Below are 21,478 nucleotides of genomic sequence, written 5' to 3'. Positions count from 1 at the left end.
AAAAAGCTAGTCAGTAGACTGGCTTTTTTTATTCAAACTGAAGAATTACGGCATGAAGAGTGCACATTGGTATTTTTTAAATAATGAACATTCATGTGAAATATGTGAGATAAGTCTCATTTTATCGGGTATAATGTTGTGGCATAACAGATGATTAGCTCAATATTCTGTATTTTTTTCGGCTTATGTATACAGGCTATTGGGCAGATAAACATGTAGAGTGTAAACAGATATGTTAGTTAAAATTGAAGATGGGTTTTATTTAAATACTGTTCATATTATTGCTATTCGTATTGCGAAAAGCGCTGAACTAGGAACATTTCAAGTCAATGTTGAGTATAGCCCGCATAACCATCAGGCTTCGGGGTTATTTCAAAAAACTTTTATGCAACAGTCGGCAGCAGAGCATTATTTGCAAAATTTGCATCAGCAGATTAGTAAAAGCTAATGAAGTGAACGAATTCTGCCAAATAAAAAGACTGCTTCGGCAGTCTTTTTATTTAAAACAATACTTAAACTTTTACGATCAGCACAGGTATTGGAGACTGTGTGAGAACATTTTGCGCCACACTGCCTAACATCATCTTTTTAAAACCTGTACGGCCATGTGAGCCCATCAAAATCAGATCTGCACCGACTTCATCGGCCACATGAATAATACCTTCAGAAGGAGAGATGCCGCGGATCACTTTGGTATCCACCTCAATTTCATCACGGTCAAATGAGAGCTTTACTTCGGCTAAACGGTCTTGAGCGACTTTTTCAGCATGTAGGAAATAGTCGGTGATGGCTGGTGCAACTTTATAGAAGTCGACTCCGACAAATGGATCGACCGCAATCACACTCATGAGCGTCACACGACTATTTAAATCTTTGGCCAACTCAAGTGCTTGTTCAACCGCAGCATAAGACATCGGTGATTCATCGACGGCAACCAAAATGTGTTTGTAGCTCATTATCTTCTCCTTAAGGGTGCGTTTTTATGCGGATCATTTTGCAGTACATGCGAAATCAGCTCACATAAAGACGCGTTATGGTTGATTAAGCTTTAACAATGAGAACTGGGAGCTCAGTAGACTTGAGAACATCTTGAGCAAAGCTGCCTAATAGGAATTTTTGAAAGCCTTTACGACCATGTGAACCCATTACAATCAGGTCATTTTTCAGTGAAGTTGCTGTTTCGACCACAGCATCTTCAGAGACTTCACCTTTAATGATTTTAGACTGAGCTGTTACACCTTGTTCTTGTGCAATTTGAACAGCATCCTGAAGGGCTTTCTCAGCATTGTTATAGGCTTGTATGAAATAGTCTTTCATGATTGGAGAAGTATAGTAAAAATCGGCATCTTTGAGAGGGTCTTCAGCAACTAAGCTAATCAATGTAAGTTGACTGCCAAAAACTTTGGCAATTTCAGCCGCTTGCTTAACCGCAGAAAAAGAAATTTGTGAACCGTCAACAGGGACTAAAATATGTTGGTAAGCCATCAGAGGGACTCCTTTTTGTATAAGATTTAGTTCTTAATTTATTGATAACACACTGCCATTAAATGTTCAATTTTGATCGGGCTAAAAATTGAAAATTCATGAAATTAAAAGAAAATAATGCAAGAAAATGCTAATTTGCGTGTCCAAAATCTTGAGTGAAAAACTCAAGTTTCAGATTTAATGCGATATTCTTTAAAAGATGCTTCTGGTGTTTATAAATGAGGCTGAAATGAGATCTGTTTAATCATGCGATCTGATAGAGATTGTATTAGAATCATTTAAAAAAGATGGGGTCGAATAATATGATTTTTCAACCAATAATAAAAGTACTTAGTACGGTTTTCATGATTGTGCTATTGAGCGCTTGTCAAAGTGTAGAAAAGAACACCAAACTGATTGCAGGAACATTCAATACAGCAACCAATATTCAAATGAAAATGCTAGATCGCTTTGCGCCTCCCGATGTCATCGCACACAATAATATTCCATATCAAGCTAGCCCTGAGCTGAATGTGGACATTTATCAACCCAAAAATATTGAACAATTAAACGCAGTGCCCACGGTGGTTTGGATTCATGGTGGCGGATGGGTTTCGGGGTCAAAAGAGCATGCGCGAGGTTATTTTAAGCTTTTAGCTAATCAAGGCTTTAACGTGGTCTCGGTACAGTATCAGTTTGCACCGGAGGCTATTTATCCCACTCAGTTACAGCAAGTCGATCATGCACTGAATTTCTTACAATTGAATGCTGCTCAGTATCATATTAACCCGAACCAACTGTATTTAGCAGGAGACTCTGCTGGAGCCAATATTGCCAGTCATTATGCTGCACTTTTGACTAATCCTGCATTTGCTCAAGCATCCAATTTTAAGCCGAGTATTCAGCCGAAGCAGCTTAAAGGGCTAATTTTGCACTGTGGTATTTATGACTTATATCGCTTTGTGAATACCGCACCTGAGGAACTCAGGCTTATTGAATGGGGTGTCTATAACTTGGTTCAAGCTTATACCGGAGTGCGTAAAGAGGATGCAGCTTTTCTAAAGTCGATTTCAACCAGTGAACATATTACGTCACAGTATCCACCTGTTTTTATCAGTGGGGGAAATAAAGACTTTTTAACCAAGAGCCAGTCTTTACCTTTCGTCGAGGTGTTAAAGCAGTATCAGGTTGCAGTCACAGAGGCTTTCTATCCAGAATCTAAGGAGTTTTTGGTGCATGAATATCAGTTCATGATGAGTAAACAAGCCAGCCAGCTCACCTTTGATCGAACCATTGATTTTATAAAGCAAACCTCAAATCCGACTGAAAGAAAATAAAAAAGTATACAGAAAGACTTGTTTAATTTTTAACATTTTAATAACATACCGACCGTTCGGTATGTTTATTGTTGAGTTCCTGATGAATCCTATATTAATGGCTTATGCATTGCTGGCGATGGCAATTATTTCTGAAGTGATTGGTTCGACTTTTTTGGTAAAGTCGGAAGGTTTTACCAAGCTATTGCCTTCACTTGCGGTGGTGGTTTTATTTTCGTTGGCATTTTATTTATTGTCTCAAGTGATTAAAGTGATCCCATTGGGTATCGCTTATGCGATTTGGGCAGGTGTTGGTATTGTTTTAACCGCTCTGATTGGTTACTTTGTTTTCCGACAAAGTCTAGATTTTGCAGCAATGATCGGTATTGCACTGATTGTTTCTGGTGTGGTCGTGATTAACTTATTTTCAAACTCAACAGGGCATTAAGTTCGATGCAACAAGCAAGTCCACGTAAAAAGGCACCGGAACAGGTTCGCCAAAGTATTCTACAACATGCGATCTGTTTGGCTGCTGAAAAAGGCGTGACTGGGGTTTCCATACAAGCTGTGGCCGATTTAGTTGGCGTGAGTAAGGGTGGTGTTTTTCATCATTTTCCAAACAAACAAAAGCTACTTGAAGCGATGGTTGTGGAACAGCTTGAACAATTGGATCGTGTTGTTGATGAGTTGATTAGTCAAGACCGTGATCGTTATGGTTGCTTTACCCGAGCCTATATTGAAATTACTCTAGAAAAGCAGGTGCTAGGCTTAGAGCATTCTTGGTCAGCTATTTCGATGATTATGCTGACGGATCGTACCTTTAATGAGTATTGGATTGAATGGCTTGAGAAACGTTTGGCTCGACATCAGGATACAGATAATGATTTGGAGCTTAAAATTCTACGCTATGCTGCAGATGGCATTTGGCTCACAGCATTTACCGAGGTGGAAAATTTGTCTGAGACCATGCAACTTAAGCAAGAATTGATTCAACGAAGTTATCAGCATTAATTTTTCAAGTTATCAATATTTAAAAATAAAAAAGCACCCTCGATGGGTGCTTTTTTATATGAAGGCTTAAACTTTTTGGGCTTTAAACTTAAATATAAGCATAACCGCAAAACCAAAGAGTAGTCCCCAAAAGGCAGAACCAATGCCAAAAAACTGTACTCCAGATGCGCTAAATAAAAAGGTCATGAGGGCTGCCTCGCGGTCTGATACCGCTTCAAAAGCAATCGCGATGTTATGACTAATTGTGCCAAACAAAGCAATACCAGCCAAGGCTGTAATAAAAATTGCAGGGAAAGACAGTAAAAGGCTGGTCAGGGTTGCTGCGAATAGTCCCATTAAGATGTAGAAGAAGCCGCAGCTCATCCCAGCAATATAACGTTTTGATGGATCAGGATGAACTTGTTCATCTAAACTGACAGCTGCACTAATTGCTGCGGTATTGACACTATAGCAGCCAAAGGGTGCGAGTAAGGCTTGAGCGGTACCCGTCCATCCAATCAGTTGATTGACGTGGGGGTTATAGCCATAGCTTTTAATCATGGCAATACCGGGTAAGTATTGGGATGCCATATTGATCACAAACAAAGGTAGCGCTAAACCTAAAATAGCAGACATACTGAATTCAGGCGTCATCCAAACAGGTTGCGCTAGGCTCCATGTAATTTGAGGAGTGTGGAAGTCTAAGAACAATGGGCAGAGTAACAAGCCTGCAATCACTGTAATGACAATGCAATAACGTGGGGTAAGTCGCTTAGAAACAATATAAGCCGCCAGCATGGATAAAATAAAACCCCAATGGTCTTGCATACTGGCGAACAATGAAATACCAAACTTCAATAACACACCAGCTAGCATGGCACTGGTCAGGCTTTGCGGGATATAAGTCAGTACTTTTTCAAAGATACCTAAAAAGCCTAAAACGGCGGTAACTAAACCACAGACCAAAAATGCGCCAATTGCTTCATGCAAACTATAACCACTGCCTGTAGCAATAATTAAGGCCAGTGCCGCCGTAGACCATGAGGTTGATACAGTATATTTAAGTTTCCAAGATAAAAGCAGACCACTCAAACCAATACCCAGACCTAAAGCCCAAAACCATGAGTTGATTTGCGCGGTATTTGCACCTAAGACTTGGGCGGATTGAATGACCAAGACTGAAGAGACACTAATGCCAATAAGGAAGGTAATAAAACCTGCGAATACTGCTGGAACTGAGAAATCTTGAAATAATTTTTGCATGAAGATCAAAACATAATTTGAATGAGTGAAAATTACTATTGTTCAAGGATCATACGCTGGTTCTTGCAAAAGAAAACAGCACATGATGGATTTTTTATCGAAAATAATGAGATTATTCACGAAAATTACAGTGTAGAAAGCGCCAGTTTTAAGCCGAAGCCACAAAACAGAAGACCGACGGTCGCCACCGCAACGGCGGCAACTTTAAACTGTCGATTGAAATAGCTCGCCAACTTAATACCTGAAAAAATCAGAATACTGAGATAGGCCATACTGATGATTTGCAGAATAATGGAAAGTAAGGCAAAGCTCAGGGCCGGGTATGCATAATTTGGGTCGACAAACTGCACAAAAAAAGACAGATAAAACAAAATGGCTTTTGGGTTTAAAAGGCTAATGGTCAGTGCTGAACGAAAAGGATGTAAGGTTTGTAATGTGCTTTGGTCTGTACTTGCTGCAAGCTGTTGTGAGCTGGATTTCCATGTTTTGACTCCTGCAATTAAGAGTTTTATACCTAAATATGATAGATAGAGTGCGCCTACAATTTTTAATAAGATAAACAGCCAAGGAAAAGCATGTAAAAGAGACGCTGCACCCAGCACGGTACATAGAATGAGGATCAAGTCGCCCGTAAAAACACCTAATGCACCCCAGTAACCTGTCTTAATACCAAATCGTGAGGCGATAGACATCACATAAAGAGAATTTGGACCTGGCAAAATCACAATTAGAATTGTACCGATGATATAAGTACCGATGTCGATAATACCAAACACAACGCATTCTCAATAAAAAAGCCGATGTTGCATGATAACAAAATCGGCTTTTAAAAGAAGAAAAATCAAGTTAAGCTGAAATTTCTTCATCTAAACCAAAAGACTGACGTAACAGTGTGTTCAGCTGTTGACGAGCTTTAATAAATCCATCAATCCCCCCTTGTAGCAGTTGTGTTGCCATGAGGTCATGTTCAATTTGATCTCTAAACTCAGTTTCACTGAGTGGGTCAAGTGGTGCAGTCGCAGGCATAACATCACTTGCAGACAACTGTGCTTTGACTTCACGCGTATCTTGCTCAAGTGCAGCCAATAAATTAGGTGCAACAGTCAGCAGGTCACAGCCAGCTAGTCCCAACACTTGGTCAATACTACGGAAGCTTGCGCCCATAATTTCTGTTTTGACCCCATGTGCTTTATAGAACTGGTAAATTTGCTTCACAGAGAGTACGCCAGGGTCTTTTTCAACGGGATAGCTGTCCACGCCTTCGGCCTTTTTGTACCAATCTAAAATACGCCCAACAAAAGGTGATATTAAAGTGACATTCGCCTCCGCACAAGCATGTGCTTGATACACACCAAACAAAAGCGTTAAGTTGGTACGAATGCCTTCAGCTTCTAGCGCTTTGGCTGCTTGAATGCCTGCCCATGTCGAAGCAATTTTAATTAAAATACGATCTTGATCTACGCCGTAGTTTTTATATAGCGCCAGCAGCTCTTTGGCTTTTTCGATGGTGGCATTGGTATCATAAGACAGCGCGGCATCCACTTCTGTGGAAACACGGCCTTCGATCAACTTGAGAATTTCAACACCAAATTTGACGGTAAGAATGTCGATTGTGCGTTCAATAAGTAAGTCATCTTCAAAGCCTTCCGCTTTGGCTTGAGCGAAAGCATCTTCAATCAACTCTTTGTTTTCAGGTTGACTTGCAGCGGCTGTAATTAGAGATGGATTGGTGGTTGCATCGAGCGGCCGAAATTGGTTAATCGCAGCTAAATCGCTACTGTCGGCAACAATAGTGGTTAAGCTTTTTAATTGGTTTAATGCTGTTTGCGTCATTGATCGTTAGTTCTTAAAGTTATTACCCGTAAATTATTTATAACACAAACTGCTTTTAACCCAAGTAGATTCGGACGTTTTAACAGCAGTTATTATACTTTTTTACGTTGATTTCGGATGTATTGGATTAAAAAACGCGCAGCTGCGCCCAATTCACTTTCGCGGCTCCAGACCAAGTCCACAAAATATTCAAACTTGGGGGTGAAATCCAGCAGATCTAATATTTTGAGCTGAGTTTTGAGCTGAGGGTTTTCATTCAACATTTCTAAGGGCAAAACACCCCATCCAAAGTTTTGCATGATTAAGGCGCAAGCCGAGTGGTGGTTGTCTGTCCGCCAATACTGTTTGGAATATAACAATTCTGGCTTAATGCTTTTATCGCGACTGGCAACCACGATTTGACGGCTGTGTTGAATTTGTTCAAAACTGACTTGTGGAAATTGCGCCAGAATAAAATCTTTATTGGCGACGGGAACTAAAGTTTCGAGTTTTAATTCTACAAACTGTTCGCTGCTTTCCAGTTGCTCACGTTCAAACATCAGTGCCAGTTGTGCTGTGCCGTTGAGTAACATTTTCTGCGCATCTTCTTGAGGTGCAGAAAAAATATTGATTTGTAGACTGGGAAATTCGGCTTCTAATATTGTGATGTAGTTGATCCATTGCATATGCAGTAGTTCAGATACCACTACAATGTTGAGCGAGGACTCCAAACCGTGGCTTAGGGCATAGGCATGCTGTTTCCATTGATTCATTTCAGTCAGTAGTTGCTCGGTCTTTTCGTACAAAGTCATGGCTTGTGCTGTTGCTGTGGGCTCACGTCCTTCACGTAAAAAGAGTTGTAAGTTTAAGTCTATTTCCAAGTTAGCAATTGACATACTCACGGCCGATGGTACTTTACCCAACTTGCGTGCAGCAGCTGAAAATGAACCAGACTCAATTACGGTTTTAAAAATAATCAGTTGCTCTTGATTGATATTCATAATTCCCTATCTTTCAGTTTTATTGAAAGAACCTAACTCGATTAATCAATATTATAAAAATAAAATAGCCAACATCCAATCATGAAAGAGTAATTAAAAATGTTGATTTCCAAAAGAAGGATTATTCATGCGCTCAGCTATGAAATCATCCTATTGGTGATCATTGCTGTTGCCTTAAGTTTCATATTCCATATGCCTTTAGAAGTCACAGGTGTACTTGGTATCGCCATGGCAGTCACTTCGGTCATATGGAATATGGTGTTTAACCATTTTTTTGAAAAGTTTGAAGCGAAAAGAAAGCTAAAAAGAACCATCGGCGTACGTGTCCTCCACGCGATTGGTTTTGAAGGTGGTTTGATGCTTGCAACCATCCCAATGGTCGCATATGCAATGCAAATGACTATTTGGCAAGCTATCGTGCTCGACTTCAGTTTAACCATGTGTATTTTGGTTTATACCTTTATTTTCCAGTGGTGTTATGACTGCCTAGAAGAGCAGTTGGGTTACAAACCAAAATATCATTAATAATTAATTAAAAAATCCATTAATTAGTCATAAAGGCCTTATCTGATAAAGTAAGGCCTTTATTGATATCAAATACTTTATTTTTTAACAAAAGATAAAAATTGATCACAATTTAAACATATAAATAACTCTATTTATTACATAACTTCTAAATATAAAAACAAAGAAGTGTTTTTATAAAACTTAATAAAAAATATATCGTACAAGGAGTTAGACGATGAAAATAGGCGCTTTAGTTGTATCTATAGCTTTACTGAGTGTTACACAGTCAGGCTTTTCAGCTACAGGTGGAAGTTTTAAACGGTTTTCTGTTTCTGCGGGGTGGTTACATGCTATGCCTCAAGGAAAGGCCAATCCATTTAATATTTCGACTCCAATTGCAAATGGTAGGAATGCAAATATTGGATCGGTCTCATTGAATGCTGTTGTTAATTCAATTGATCCTTCGGATGTAAATGCAGATACCATGAAAAGTATTCTTAATATGCTTGGAGATATGTATAAAGAAAATCCGAATGAACCTGAATTGAGCCAGTTCTTTGAGTTAAAAAATGTGAATGGCACAGATGAGGTCTATTTAAAAGATGCTCTGTCAGGTAGTGCTGATTTATACGGTTTAGAGCAATGGACAGCTGGGGGGAGTGGCCTTGAAGTTCAAGATGCTGATACGCTCGGTTTAATGATGAATTATTATGTAAATGATAATGTTTCATTACAGCTGATTGGAGGAATACCGCCAAAAGTCGATATTAAAGGAAAAGGAGAAATATTAGCGCCTATGTCAGGTATAGGCCATACAGGTATAGGTCTTGATTTGCCTTTAGCACAAGATATTCCAATTACAAATTTAGGAAGTAAGTCTAAAGTTGCGACAGTCCGTGCTTGGACTCCTGCATTTGAAGCACAATATCAGTTTGGTCAGTCTGGAATAAATAAATTCCGCCCATATGTTGGCTTAGGCATCATGTATGCACATTTTGGTAGTATTAAAGTGAATGGAGAAACCAAGGCTGACTTAGTGGCAGCAGGCCATATGATTCAAAATATTCTAGATGGGAAAGCTGGAGCCGCTCTAGATCGGGAGCAATCAAGTGCATCTCCTTATGTAAAAGTAAAATCTGAAGATGCCTTTGCTCCAATCGTAAGTCTTGGTGCAACATATGACATAACCTCTAATTGGTACGGCGTGGCGTCTGTTTCATATTCAAAATTAAATAATAAAACTACAATCGATGTTATAGATAGGAATACAGGGAATCGTTTAATTCATTCTTCTACTAAAATCGATATCGATCCTTTAATTACTTACCTTGGCGTAGGTTATCGTTTTTAATCTAATCAGTGAAAAAGCATCTAGGGATGCTTTTTCTAACCATAATGTTTTATTTCATCTATAAAAATGAAAAGCCCCTTGGAAGTACAACTTCCAAGGGGCTTTTATTCAAAAGTGAAAACAGTTAATTATTTTTCAATAATCGCTGTTACACCTTGACCGCCAGCAGCACAAATTGAAACCAGTACGCGACCTGAGCCTTTTTGGTTAATCAACTTCGCAGCAGTAGCAATGATACGGCCACCCGTTGCAGCAAATGGGTGACCTGCTGCAAGTGAAGAACCTTTTACGTTGAGTTTAGTGCGGTCAATTGAACCGAGTGGAGCATCTAAACCTAAACGGTCTTTACAGAATTTTGGATCTTCCCAAGCTTTCAATGTTGAAAGAACTTGCGATGCAAATGCTTCATGAATTTCGTAGTAGTCGAAGTCTTGAAGTTTAATGCCAGCACGCTCAAGCATACGTGGAACTGCATAAGCAGGTGCCATCAATAAGCCTTCTTTTTTCTCAACGAAATCAACAGCAGCTGTTTCTTGGAAGGTTAGATAAGCCAGTACTTCATGACCATTTGCTTTTGCCCATTCTTCAGATGCTAAAAGCACACAAGATGCACCATCCGTAAGTGGTGTTGAGTTGCCCGCAGTCATGGTACGTGCATCGCCTTTACCAAAAGCTGGTTTGAGCTTAGCAAGTTTTTCAACCGTAGAGTCAGCACGTAAGTTGTTGTCACGCTCTAAACCTAAGAATGGTGTGATCAGGTCATCAAAGAAGCCTTCTTCGTAAGCCGCAGCCATTTTTTGGTGTGAAGATGCAGCAAGTTCGTCTTGCGCTTCACGAGCAATACCCCATTCAAGTGCTGTAATGGCTTGGTGATCACCCATAGAAAGACCTGTGCGTGGCTCACCATTTTTCGGTGCATCCATCAAGTCTTTTAGGTTGATTTTAGTTAAAGCTTTTAAACGGTCTTTACCTGTTTTTGCAATGTTGAGTTCAAGCAATGCTTTACGTAAACCATCACCAAATGCAATTGGTGCATCAGAAGTCGTATCTACACCACCAGCAACACCGACTTCAATTTGGCCCAGTGCGATTTTGTTGGCAACTAAGAACGCTGCTTGTAAGCCTGTACCACATGCTTGTTGAATATCGTAAGCAGGTGTTTCTGGTGCAAGTGCTGTGTTTAGTACACATTCACGGGTCATGTTAAAGTCACGGCTGTGTTTAAGTACCGCACCAGCAACCACTTCACCAAGGCGTTGATCTTTAAGGTTAAAACGTTCAACAAGACCGTTTAGCGCTGCTGTGAACATATCTGTATTCGAAGCGGTGAAATATGCGCCATTTGAGCGAGCGAAAGGAATACGGTTACCACCGATAATAGCCACGCGGCGAACAGTGTTTTGACTCATGGTTTGATCCTGTTGAACAGCAGTTTGAATTTTTGGTTTTGAAGCATTTGTAGAAGAAGCAGGGCTTTTACTACGAGTTGACGCAGCACGAGTGCGAGTCGGCTTAGTCGTGTTATTTACTGATTGGGTTGTTGTGCCAGTACTTTTAGTTCTACGCGGTGTACTTTTTGATGTATTTGACACAGTTTCCGTAGCAGAATTTTCCACTGCTGGATTTTCTTGAGTTGTTTTGCTCATAAGGCTTTTCCAAGCATGTTAATCTATTCTTAGGGTGTACATTAGCATATTATAAAAAGGGCTGAATTGACTAGAATGACATTGCAACAGGCTTTCAGGTCAAGACATATCATCTATAACTCAAGTATGATTCTATAGAAACCGATGGAACTATTGAAATATAAGACTCTAGACATCACTTTGAAGTTAAAAGGATATCTTTGAATCCATCAACAATTAATTTGTATGAGAGATAAAAAACATGACTGATCAATACCAAACATTCGCAAAATCTCCGATTGGTAAATTTGTCATTAAAAATTTGGGTTTACCTGCACCAACTTTTTTAGACCGTTTTGAGTCAGCAACGCCTGTGATTAAAGGTGCTGTTTTACTGGGTGCAGCAACAAACAGTTCATTGTCTGGTGCAATTGCGCAAGTGTTGGCAAATGTTCACGCCAATAGCTATGCAGGTAACAATGCACAGTTACAGCAAGCTGCGGCTAAAGTGGGCTTAAACTTAAGTGCATTTAATGCAGGCGACAAAGAGTCTAAATTCAAAGTTGTTATTTTTGATGCATCTGGCATTGCGTCTTCAGAGCAACTCAATGAGTTATATAACTTCTTTAACCCTATTGCACGTCAAGTGGCTGCTTCTGGTCGTGTAATTGTAGTAGGTACGACACCTGAAACTGCGGGTAGCGTCAAAAAAGCGATTGCACAACGCGCGCTGGAAGGCTTCGTGAAGTCTGTCGGTAAAGAATTTAAAAAGGGGATTGCAGCGCATTTGATTTATGTGGATGCAGGTGCAGAAGCAAATCTTGAGTCAACTTTACGTTTTGCAGCATCGCCACGTTCTGCTTATGTCTCTGGTCAAGTGATTCGCGTTTCTAAAGCTGATATTGTAGATGTAGACTGGGCTAAACCATTGGCAGGTAAAACTGCTGTAGTGACAGGTGCGAGCCGTGGTATTGGTGAAGCGATTGCACATGTCTTGGCACGTGATGGTGCGCATGTGATCTGTTTAGACGTACCTCAGCAACAAGCAGATCTTGACCGTGTTGCAGGTGAGATTGGTGGTTCAACACTGGCAATTGATATCACAGCAAACGATGCAGGCGAGAAAATTAAAGCTGCGGCAGCTGCTCAAGGTGGTTTAGACATCATCGTGCATAACGCAGGTATTACTCGTGACAAAACTTTGGCAAATATGAAGCCTGAGCTTTGGGACTTGGTGATTAATATTAACTTGTCTGCAATTGAACGTGTAAATGATTATTTACTTGCGAACGACGGTTTAAATGCCAATGGTCGTATTGTTTGTGTATCATCGATTTCAGGTATTGCAGGTAACTTAGGTCAAACCAACTATGCAGTGTCGAAAGCAGGTGTAATTGGTGTAGTTAAATTTACTGCTCCAACGTTGACGAATGGTATTACCATCAATGCGGTTGCGCCAGGTTTCATTGAAACGCAAATGACTGCTGCGATTCCATTTGCAATCCGCGAAGCGGGTCGCCGTATGAACTCGATGAGCCAAGGTGGTTTACCTGTAGATGTTGCTGAAACCATTGCTTTATTTGCAGCGACAGCATCGACTGGTTTAAACGGCAACGTGGTACGCGTTTGTGGTCAAAGCTTGTTGGGTGCTTAATTTAAAAGCTTGAATTTATCTCTCCTTTAGAGGGGGATAAATTCTTTACCTTCTCCCTGAGGGAGAAGGTGCTTTCAAAAAATATTGAAATAAAAACTTCTCAAAGGTTCAGTATGAAGACTCGCCATTTTAGTCAACTTCCAAAACCATATATGGCTTATCCGAAGGTCATTCAAGGTTTGATCTTTAAAAAGCCAAAAGGTGAAAAAGTCTTACCGCAGGTTGAGTATGTGGTGGATTCTTTTAACGTCGATCAAAAGCATTTGAAAGCCTATAACCAAGTATGTGGCTTTAAAAATAATGGTTATATTCCTGCGATTTATTTAGCCGTATTATCACAAAGCTTACAAATGCACATGATGGGGCAAGAGCCGTTTCCATTTCCTGTGCTAGGTTTGGTGCATATTCGCAATCAAGTCAAACAAATACGTAAGGTTGGCGTCAATGAAACCCTTACTTTATCATGTAAATATGGCGCGCTTGAGCCACATGATAAAGGTGTTCAGTTCGATTTCATTACCACGGTGAAAGTTGGCAATGAAGTGGTGGTTGAAGCCTTAACCACGTATTTAGCACGTCAAAAGACCGATGGTAAAACAGCACCAAAATTAGTTGAACCAACGACTCCAGATTATCAGTCGAATGCAGTCTGGGAAGTCTCTGAAAACACAGGCCGTCGTTATGCAATGACCTCGGGCGACTTCAACCTCATCCACATTCATGCGGTGACAGCAAAAGCTTTTGGTTTCAAACAGGCCATTGCACACGGCATGTGGAGTAAAGCGCGAGCATTGGCTTCGATCACATTGCCTGATGCTTATGAAGCGGATGTTTGGTTTAAACTGCCGATGTATTTGCCGTCAACAGTCGATTTTATGACCGCGACAGAAGGTGCAAATATAGCTTTCTTAATTCGAAATAGTAAGAATCAAAAACCGCATGTGACGGGACAGGTCAACGCACTATAATTTTAAAAAGCCCAGTTTAGATTACACTGGGCTTTTTTATGTCCGCTTAAAAATATAAGGATGTGTAAATGAAAATTTTAAAACAATATTTACAAGCGAATCCGAACCATTACCAAGGCTACGTTGACCCACGTTTTCAAAGTGTTGCCCATCTGTTTAGCCGTTTACAGGATGCTCGTTCAGCATATGGCGGTGCAGCCTGTGTTTTATATTTTCAGGGTGAAAAAGTTGTCGATATCTATACGGGTTTGGCAGCGGTAGATTCTCCTTGGCAGGCCAATACTATGTCGGTGTGTTATTCGACGGGCAAAGGCGTGCTCGCAACCTTGGCACATATTTTAGTCAGTCAGGGTGTACTGAGCTACGACCAACCGATTGCGGATTATTGGCCTGAATTTGCCCAAAATGGCAAAGGGAAGATGACGCTAAGACACGTGCTGAGTCATCAAAGCGGATTATTTGATATCCGTAATAACATTGCCGATGCAACAGAGATGTTAGATTGGACGCATATGTTAGACGTATTTGAAAAAGCGCAACCACGTTTTGCAATTGGTGAAGATGCTGCCTATCAACCTTTGTCATTTGGTTGGCTGGTCGGTGGTGCTTTGGAAAAAGCAACGGGCAAACCTTTAACTGAACTCTTCAAAACCTATTTAGTTGAGCCACTTGAGCTAGATGGGGCTTACTTTGGTGCACCCAGTGCTGAATTAAAACGTATCGCACGACCTATTACTCGTCCTGTACCTATCCAACCAAATCAAAAAAGTCCAACGAAAGTGCGTAAAGTTTCATTGCTGGATAAAGCGATGCAGTGGTCAGGGCAAGATCCACAAGACTTTCAAGATGGCATGATTCCCAAAGGTATGAAAAAGGTCAGCTTTTATCAGGATGATGCGATTCAGGCGATCATTCCCGCAGCAAATGGTGTATTTACAGCCAATAGTTTAGCCAAAGTGTATGCGATGCTATCTCAAAAAGGAATTTGGAAAGGTCAGCAGTTGATTCGTCCTGATGTGTTTTCTGAGTTGAGTCGAGTGCAATATACTGATCGAGATCGAGTGATGCCGATACCTATGCATTGGCGCTTGGGTTATCACCGTATATTAACCTTAGGAAAAACTGCAGAGCAGGGTTTTGGTCATATGGGCTTTAATGGTTCAGGGGCTTGGGGCGATGGTGAGCGAGGCTTGAGTTTTGCTTATACACATAACTTTGCTACAGGTTCTTTAACTGGGGATTATCGACTTTGGGCTTTGAGCCAAGAAAGTTTACGCTGTGCAGATGAGATCTTAACAGGCAAAAAAGGCTGGTTTTGATAGGTCTGAGATTTAGTCATCGTCTAAAATATGTTATGTTCGTCGCGGTTTAGGTTTTGAATATTTGTGACATGAAAGCTCCCATTCTTATCCCGCTGGTTGCTACAGGACTATTGTTAGGCTGTTCCGAGGCGAATCAAACGCAACATGATCAGTCTAAACTTCAAGTGGCAGAACAAAAGCAGATTATTCCTGCGTGGGTTGGGAGTTATCAGGGGACAACGCCGTGTATGGGGTGTTTGTCCCGTTGTGAAGACTGTCCGGGTATGGCAGTTGCACTAGAGTTGCATAAAAACAAGACCTATACCCTAAAACGAGAAAGTTTGAGTGGGCATAACGAAATCGAAACTTTGACTGGAGCACTTCGTTTTAATGCTCAAGATCAGCACAAGGTAGAGTTGATGAACGTGACAACGCGAAACTTACTTTATATCGATTTAGAAGATGGTATTTTAGAAATACGTGAAGATGTGACTGGAAAAAAATACCAAATGCAGAGTGATTTTGTTTTGGTGAAACCAGCTTAATTTTCTAAATAGCTGTATTTTAGAAATTCATTTTAATATTTACATCTTTTACTTTTCCAAAGCTCTCACTTTATTTCAAATCTATAATCTAAATGCATAAATAGCTCGAGATAGAAAGTGGGATAAAAATGGAGCTAATGGTTTTTGAATTATTGATCTAAATCAGGTTTATAGCTTAGAAATGCGAGAACGGAGTGAAGTAATTCATTCACTCTTTGGCAAAAAAACAGTATGCTTAGGCCTATAAAAAGGAGCATACATGTATCAAGTACTTGCACGGAAATATCGTCCTCGCAATTTTAATGAGCTAGTGGGTCAAAACCACGTTTCTCGAGCACTAACCAGTGCTTTAGAGCGCGGGCGTTTGCATCATGCTTATTTATTTACAGGAACGCGTGGGGTCGGAAAAACCACCATTGCCCGTATTTTAGCGAAGTGCTTGAACTGTGAAACAGGTGTGACTTCGACGCCGTGTGAAGTTTGCCCAACCTGTACCGCCGTGAATGAAGGCCGTTTTATTGACTTGATTGAAATTGATGCGGCATCGCGTACTAAAGTTGAAGATACGCGAGAGCTTTTAGACAATGTGCCTTATGCTCCGACGCAAGGTCGTTTTAAGGTCTATTTGATCGATGAAGTGCATATGCTGTCTACACATTCTTTTAATGCTTTACTTAAAACATTGGAAGAACCACCTGAACATGTGAAATTCCTTTTTGCAACGACAGATCCGCAAAAGCTCCCTATTACCGTGATTTCGCGTTGTTTGCAATTTACACTACGTCCGTTGGCTGTAGATGAAATTACTGAGCATCTGGGGAATATTTTAAATAAAGAAAGCATCCAAGCCGAACAAGATGCGATTTGGCAAATTGCAGAGTCTGCCCAAGGCTCATTACGTGATGCACTTTCTTTGACAGACCAAGCGATTGCTTACGGTCAGGGAGCAATCCAGCACCAAGATGTCAAAGAGATGTTGGGTTTAATCGACCGTACCATTATTTATGATCTGATCCTTGCGATACATCAAAACCAAAAACAACGGGTGAGTGAGTTGCTGATGCAATTCCGCCAGCAAGCACTGGATGTATCTTTAGTTTTGGATCAGCTGATTTCGACTTTACATGAATTGGCATTACTACAATATTTGCCAGAACTTAGTCTCAAATATAGTGCTGAAATTAATAAAAAAATCATGCAATTGTCTCAGCAAATTGCTGCGCAAGACTTACAACTTTATTATCAAATTGCATGTAAAGGGCGTGCTGAATTACAGCTAGCAGTCACGCAAGAGCAAGGCTTTGAAATGTCGGTGCTGCGTATGTTGGCGTTCCGTCCCTTACAATCGAATGAAGTGCTGGTGGCTCAGACGAATAGTGCTGTAGTTGAATCTGTACAACAAACGGCAATACGGAGTGCTGATCCAGAAACGGCTTTGCAGCAAGATGCTCAAACTGTAGATGTTGAATTGGCATTTGAAGACGCTGCAATAACTCAGAATGCAGAACCTGAGCTTAAGCCTGAACTTGATGAGGTGGATGTTTCAGAAAGCGCCGAAGATAATAAACCACCAGTGGATGCATCTCAGCAATCTGATCAAATCGTTTTCGATCCTTCCAGTGATGAAGTGTTGTTTGATTTAGATGAAGCAGACGAATTTAATGCGCAAAACAATGACGATGAGCCAAATAGTGATGATTTCTTATTTGATGAAATTGTACCGCTAGGAACAGAAACTCAAAATGAAGCATCCGTTGAACCTGCCGCAGTAATAGCTGAACCTGCTGTACAAGCGGAGTCTTCTGATTTAGCAAATGAAGTGCTGTCTGCTGATAGTGTACAGGACACCCAAGTTGTAGAAAATGAAAGCCTGCAAACTGTTGCCGCTATTGTAGAGCCTGTTCAACCTGAACAGGTTTTAACTGCATCAGCCGATTTAATGCCGCAAGATATTTTACAACTACAACCGCAGCAGTTAGTCGGTGAGTGGACGGTGGAGAAGTGGGAGTACTGGTTCAGAAGTAGTGGCTTATCACCCGCGGTACAAGAGTTGGCTCAGCAAGGTTTAATGGCTGGGCAAATTAATGCCGAGTCTGTGTTTATGATTCCACAGCGTTATGAGCAGCTCCTCACCCAATTACGTCATGTCTTAGAAGATGCGCTTAAAGCTGAATGGCCTCAGACGCGTTTTGATGTGAAATATGCAGAAGTTGAAACGATTACGCCGTACACCATGCAGGCGCAGCGCAAGCAAAAAGCATTTCAACGTGCGCATGAGTTACTACAAAATGAAGACACGGTCAAAGGCCTTGTACAAATTTTTGATGGTGAATTACATAATATTCAACTTAAGTAATGTCATGGTTTAAGTAGTGGCGCAAAGCACTCCGCATTTCAGAGGGAATCGGGGTGCTTTTTCGTGTTTCACGGTCTACAAAGACATGAACAAAATGTCCTTGAGCTGAAGCAGTTTCTTGACCAAATTTGAAAATGGCAAGTTCGTAAGTGAGTGAAGAGTTTCCTATTCTAGAAATAGTCACACCAACATCAATAATCTCAGGATAAGACAACTCATGTAAGAAACTGCATGCTGAGTCGACCACTAAACCAATAATAGGGGATTGGTGAATATCAAAATTTGCTTTTTCAATCAGTAAGGCATTTGCGGCAGTATCAAAATAACTATAGTAGGTGACGTTGTTGACATGGCCATAGAGGTCATTGTCCGACCAACGTGTTTGAATCGGTAGAAAATAATGAAATTGGTCACGTGTCTTTGCAGCTTGTCTCATCGTTATTATCCTTAAAATCGTCTTATAAATAGCCTAAGTTAATTATATGGCTTAGCTGTAAATGGCTTGATAAATTTCGCGTGCCTGTTGCCACTCTAGTTCTCTTGGATTGTTTTGTAGTAGGCGTGTTTGCAACATGGCATCGGTTGTAAGCTGGTCTAGACTGTGTTCAGAAACATTCAATGCCTTGAGTTTTAAGGTTAAACCACTACGGTTCAAATGGTTTTGCATATGATCGACGAAAAGATCAGAAAGACCATCGGTACAGCCTGTACTTTTTGGGTCGAGCCAGCAGATCAGTTCCGCATAATGTTGCTTAGCTTGGGGGAGGTTAAACTTTAAAACCTCTGTCAGCACTAAGGCATTACTGTGTCCATGAGAAATGTGAAAATGCCCACCCAATGGATAAGCAAGTGCATGAACAGCACCTACTGGGGCATTGGCAAAGGCTTGTCCTGCCAGCATTGAACCGACCAATATATTTTGTCGAGCTTCTAAATTTCGACCATCTTCTAGCACCAAACTGAGGTTTTGATTCAGCAGTTTTAAAGCCTGTTTCGCCAACATGTCAGCATAGGGATTTTTCTTAATTTTAGAAGTATAGGCTTCAATCGCATGTACCATCGCATCAATGCCTGTAGCAGCACTAATATGACGCGGCAGGTTTTCAGTAAAAGTCGCATCCAAAATCGCCACATCGGCAAAAAGAACAGGTGCTACGATTCCAGTCTTTGTCGTTTCACCTGTGGTGACGATCGAAATTGGTGTGACTTCAGAGCCTGTCCCTGCAGTGGTAGGGACTAAAATTAAGGGTAGACGAGGTGCTTGGGCATTATTCACCCCATAAAGATCGGCTAACTTCTGCTGCTGTGCAGGATGGCTGAGGATGGCAATAATTTTTGCAACATCCATAGAGCTGCCGCCACCAAAACCTAAAACGATATCTACTTTTTGCTGTTTGGCATAATCAACCGCATTTAAAACAATTTGTTCACTCGGATCTGCTTCAACCTCACTGTAAATACTGTAAGTGAGTGAGAGATCTTCTAAAATTTCCAAGATGGGAAGGTGAAGCTGATGCTTTAACATGCCTGCATCTGTAACCAATAACAGATGTTGATAAGGGCGTGCAGTTAAAATGTCTCTGAGTTGCTGAATGCTGCCTAAGCCTGAAATAATATTCGGCACAGTTTGAAATTGAAATTGGTTCATATCAGCATCCTTTTTTATATCTTATCCAACAATATTGTTTTGTACTTCTATAGGATTCATCCTCTAAATAACTTAACATAAGACACTTGAAAATAAAGCTGTTTCGAGGTGGTTATGTCATTCACAGCGCCCTATAAGGTGTTATGTGTCTGTTTAGGAAATATTTGTCGTTCTCCCACGGCAGAAGTGGTTCTCAGACATTTTTGTGATGCACATCAGCTCAACATCGAAATCGATTCGGCGGGAACCAGTAATTACCATCCCAACAAAGCACCTGACTTGCGTAGTCAAGAACATGCTTTAAAACGGGGCTATGATTTATCCAGCTTACGCGCACGACAGTTACAGACCCGTGATTTTGTCCATTTCGATTTAATTTTGGCGATGGATCATCGTAATTTTGATGATATTCAAGCGTTGTATCAAACAGCGCAAACTGAATTTGGTACTCAGCCTCTCCGCGCTAAAATTGCACTCATGTCTGAACATGACACGCAGTATCCGCAGCAAGCATTACCTGATCCTTACTATGGTGGCTTTGATGGTTTTGAACGAGTTCTTGACCAATGTGAGTCGAGCAGCCAAGCGTGGGTCAGTATTTTTAAACAACAATTTGAACAGTAATTAAGGTTCGTGCATGCAAATCGAAACACAAAAACAGCTTAAACCTTTTAATACGTTAAGTTTAAATGCGATAGCCTCTCATTATGTTCAAATTCACAGTCCAGATGAGCTTGTAGAAGCATTGGATTATGCACAGCAACACGCTTTGAATGCCATGATTTTATCTGGTGGAAGTAATATGCTGCTTCCTGCACAAATTGATGCTTTGGTTGTGCATATCAACATTCTAGGCGTAGAAAACCTGTCTGAAGATGCAACGACCAAAACTATACGGGTCGGTGCGGGTCAAGTTTGGCATGACTTTGTGCTTTGGACGACAGAACACCATCTATTTGGCTTACAGAATTTGGCGTTGATTCCAGGCCTTGTGGGCGCATCTCCTGTACAAAATATTGGCGCTTATGGTGTAGAGGCCGGTGAGTTCATCGAAAGCGTGCAAGTCTATGACCGACAGTTGAAAATATTTAGCGATATACAAGCTAAAAATTGTGCATTTAGTTATCGTCATAGTATTTTTAAAGATGATCCAAATCGCTATGTGATTACGCATGTGACCTTCAAGCTGTTGAAAAAAGAAGACTTAAAAATTAGCTATGGTGACTTAAAACAAGCCGTGGGTGATGAGCTAACAGCTTTTAATTTACAACAACAAGTGATTCAGATTCGTCAAAGTAAATTGCCTGATCCGAAAGAATTTCCAAACGTAGGCAGTTTTTTTAAGAATCCAATTATTAGTCAGCAAGCTTATGACCTTTTAGCCCAACAATTTGAAAAGCTGCCACATTATCCGCAGCCGAATGGTGATGTTAAAATCGCAGCTGGTTGGTTGATTGATCAATCGGGCTGGAAAGGTAAGCAGCTCGGTGTGGTCGGGATGTTTGCCAAACAAGCCTTGGTTTTAGTCAATTATGCCAATGCAGATTTGAAAGATGTACAGAGCACATACCGTGCAGTACAGCAGGATGTGTATAATAAATTTAAAGTTTTGTTGGAACCTGAGCCTGTGCTATTTAATTCGGCGGGTCTAATCCAATCTCATCAGGATCGTTAAAA

The 21,478-nt window shown here is 40.7% G+C and carries 22 protein-coding genes; 13 read left to right on the top strand and 9 right to left on the bottom strand.

What is annotated here, in order from left to right; translation table 11 throughout:
- The first annotated feature begins 232 nt into the window (after positions 1-232).
- The gene (locus tag WH214_RS14400; RefSeq protein ID WP_004696898.1) at positions 233-448 is read left to right on the top strand and encodes a hypothetical protein; all 216 of its coding nucleotides are present in this window, start codon (positions 233-235) and stop codon (positions 446-448) included.
- A gap of 64 nt (positions 449-512) precedes the next feature.
- On the opposite strand, the gene WH214_RS14395 is transcribed toward WH214_RS14400, so the two are convergent.
- Together WH214_RS14395 and WH214_RS14390 are read right to left on the bottom strand one after the other, a co-directional pair.
- The gene (locus tag WH214_RS14395; RefSeq protein ID WP_004696899.1) at positions 513-956 is read right to left on the bottom strand and encodes a universal stress protein; all 444 of its coding nucleotides are present in this window, start codon (positions 954-956) and stop codon (positions 513-515) included.
- Positions 957-1,041: 85 nt separating this feature from the next.
- On the bottom strand, positions 1,042-1,485 hold the full coding sequence (locus WH214_RS14390) for a universal stress protein (protein WP_010326835.1): 444 nt from the start codon (positions 1,483-1,485) through the stop codon (positions 1,042-1,044).
- Between the two features lie 302 nt (positions 1,486-1,787).
- Here WH214_RS14390 and WH214_RS14385 point away from each other — a divergent pair, with 302 nt between their 5' ends.
- From WH214_RS14385 to WH214_RS14375, 3 genes are all read left to right on the top strand, one after another.
- Positions 1,788-2,801 (top strand): alpha/beta hydrolase, encoded by a 1,014-nt coding sequence (locus WH214_RS14385; RefSeq protein WP_339422678.1) that lies wholly within the window; start codon positions 1,788-1,790, stop codon positions 2,799-2,801.
- 82 nt (positions 2,802-2,883) lie between these two features.
- A complete protein-coding gene (locus WH214_RS14380; protein WP_005401176.1) occupies positions 2,884-3,228 on the top strand; it encodes a DMT family transporter in 345 nt (114 codons plus the stop codon).
- 5 nt (positions 3,229-3,233) lie between these two features.
- Complete coding sequence (locus WH214_RS14375; protein WP_125274980.1) at positions 3,234-3,791, top strand: TetR/AcrR family transcriptional regulator; 558 nt, start codon at positions 3,234-3,236, stop codon at positions 3,789-3,791.
- Between the two features lie 66 nt (positions 3,792-3,857).
- On the opposite strand, the gene WH214_RS14370 is transcribed toward WH214_RS14375, so the two are convergent.
- From WH214_RS14370 to WH214_RS14355, 4 genes are all read right to left on the bottom strand, one after another.
- Positions 3,858-5,033: a benzoate/H(+) symporter BenE family transporter gene (locus WH214_RS14370; RefSeq protein ID WP_339993648.1), complete on the bottom strand. Its 1,176-nt coding sequence runs from the start codon at positions 5,031-5,033 to the stop codon at positions 3,858-3,860.
- Between the two features lie 125 nt (positions 5,034-5,158).
- Positions 5,159-5,809: a leucine efflux protein LeuE gene (gene leuE / locus WH214_RS14365; RefSeq protein WP_339422680.1), complete on the bottom strand. Its 651-nt coding sequence runs from the start codon at positions 5,807-5,809 to the stop codon at positions 5,159-5,161.
- Positions 5,810-5,879: 70 nt separating this feature from the next.
- The gene (tal, locus tag WH214_RS14360) at positions 5,880-6,866 is read right to left on the bottom strand and encodes a transaldolase (RefSeq protein ID WP_339422681.1); all 987 of its coding nucleotides are present in this window, start codon (positions 6,864-6,866) and stop codon (positions 5,880-5,882) included.
- Positions 6,867-6,958: 92 nt separating this feature from the next.
- Positions 6,959-7,846, bottom strand: coding sequence for a LysR family transcriptional regulator (locus WH214_RS14355; RefSeq protein WP_339422682.1), 888 nt, complete (start codon positions 7,844-7,846; stop codon positions 6,959-6,961).
- A 99-nt stretch (positions 7,847-7,945) separates the two neighbouring features.
- Between WH214_RS14355 and aceI the strand changes: the two genes are divergently transcribed.
- Both aceI and WH214_RS14345 read left to right on the top strand, forming a co-directional pair.
- Complete coding sequence (gene aceI / locus WH214_RS14350; RefSeq protein ID WP_178927973.1) at positions 7,946-8,371, top strand: chlorhexidine efflux PACE transporter AceI; 426 nt, start codon at positions 7,946-7,948, stop codon at positions 8,369-8,371.
- A gap of 217 nt (positions 8,372-8,588) precedes the next feature.
- On the top strand, positions 8,589-9,704 hold the full coding sequence (locus WH214_RS14345; RefSeq protein WP_339422683.1) for an OmpW/AlkL family protein: 1,116 nt from the start codon (positions 8,589-8,591) through the stop codon (positions 9,702-9,704).
- 128 nt (positions 9,705-9,832) lie between these two features.
- Here WH214_RS14345 and WH214_RS14340 read toward each other — a convergent pair whose 3' ends face one another.
- Entirely contained in the window at positions 9,833-11,350 is a 1,518-nt protein-coding gene (locus WH214_RS14340; protein ID WP_339422684.1) for an acetyl-CoA C-acetyltransferase, read from the bottom strand.
- Positions 11,351-11,591: 241 nt separating this feature from the next.
- Between WH214_RS14340 and WH214_RS14335 the strand changes: the two genes are divergently transcribed.
- The 5 genes from WH214_RS14335 (at position 11,592) to dnaX (ending at position 18,153) form a co-directional block, all read left to right on the top strand.
- Positions 11,592-12,983 (top strand): 3-oxoacyl-ACP reductase, encoded by a 1,392-nt coding sequence (locus WH214_RS14335; RefSeq protein WP_339422685.1) that lies wholly within the window; start codon positions 11,592-11,594, stop codon positions 12,981-12,983.
- 113 nt (positions 12,984-13,096) lie between these two features.
- On the top strand, positions 13,097-13,951 hold the full coding sequence (locus WH214_RS14330; RefSeq protein ID WP_339422686.1) for a MaoC family dehydratase: 855 nt from the start codon (positions 13,097-13,099) through the stop codon (positions 13,949-13,951).
- Positions 13,952-14,025: 74 nt separating this feature from the next.
- Positions 14,026-15,270, top strand: a complete 1,245-nt coding sequence (locus tag WH214_RS14325) for a serine hydrolase domain-containing protein (RefSeq protein ID WP_339422991.1) — start codon at positions 14,026-14,028, stop codon at positions 15,268-15,270.
- Positions 15,271-15,341: 71 nt separating this feature from the next.
- Positions 15,342-15,797 carry a copper resistance protein NlpE N-terminal domain-containing protein gene (locus tag WH214_RS14320; RefSeq protein WP_339422687.1) on the top strand — a complete coding sequence of 152 codons (456 nt, stop codon included), beginning with the start codon at positions 15,342-15,344 and terminating at the stop codon, positions 15,795-15,797.
- A gap of 259 nt (positions 15,798-16,056) precedes the next feature.
- On the top strand, positions 16,057-18,153 hold the full coding sequence (gene dnaX, locus WH214_RS14315) for a DNA polymerase III subunit gamma/tau (RefSeq protein WP_339422688.1): 2,097 nt from the start codon (positions 16,057-16,059) through the stop codon (positions 18,151-18,153).
- Here dnaX and WH214_RS14310 read toward each other — a convergent pair.
- Together WH214_RS14310 and WH214_RS14305 are read right to left on the bottom strand one after the other, a co-directional pair.
- The gene (locus tag WH214_RS14310) at positions 18,146-18,589 is read right to left on the bottom strand and encodes an acyl-CoA thioesterase (RefSeq protein ID WP_339422689.1); all 444 of its coding nucleotides are present in this window, start codon (positions 18,587-18,589) and stop codon (positions 18,146-18,148) included. The genes dnaX and WH214_RS14310 overlap by 8 nt on opposite strands.
- Before the next feature lie 51 nt (positions 18,590-18,640).
- Positions 18,641-19,801: an iron-containing alcohol dehydrogenase gene (locus WH214_RS14305; protein ID WP_339422690.1), complete on the bottom strand. Its 1,161-nt coding sequence runs from the start codon at positions 19,799-19,801 to the stop codon at positions 18,641-18,643.
- A gap of 114 nt (positions 19,802-19,915) precedes the next feature.
- Here WH214_RS14305 and WH214_RS14300 point away from each other — a divergent pair, with 114 nt between their 5' ends.
- Positions 19,916-20,425, top strand: coding sequence for a low molecular weight protein-tyrosine-phosphatase (locus WH214_RS14300; RefSeq protein WP_339422691.1), 510 nt, complete (start codon positions 19,916-19,918; stop codon positions 20,423-20,425).
- A gap of 13 nt (positions 20,426-20,438) precedes the next feature.
- Positions 20,439-21,476, top strand: coding sequence for a UDP-N-acetylmuramate dehydrogenase (gene murB, locus WH214_RS14295; protein ID WP_339422692.1), 1,038 nt, complete (start codon positions 20,439-20,441; stop codon positions 21,474-21,476).
- Positions 21,477-21,478: the final 2 nt, after the last annotated feature.

The organism is Acinetobacter sp. MYb191 (assembly GCF_037572605.1).
Taxonomy (GTDB): Bacteria; Pseudomonadota; Gammaproteobacteria; order Pseudomonadales; family Moraxellaceae; genus Acinetobacter; species Acinetobacter johnsonii.
The sequence above is the reverse complement of the archived record's forward strand: the minus strand, read 5'-3'. Positions and strand labels throughout refer to the sequence as shown.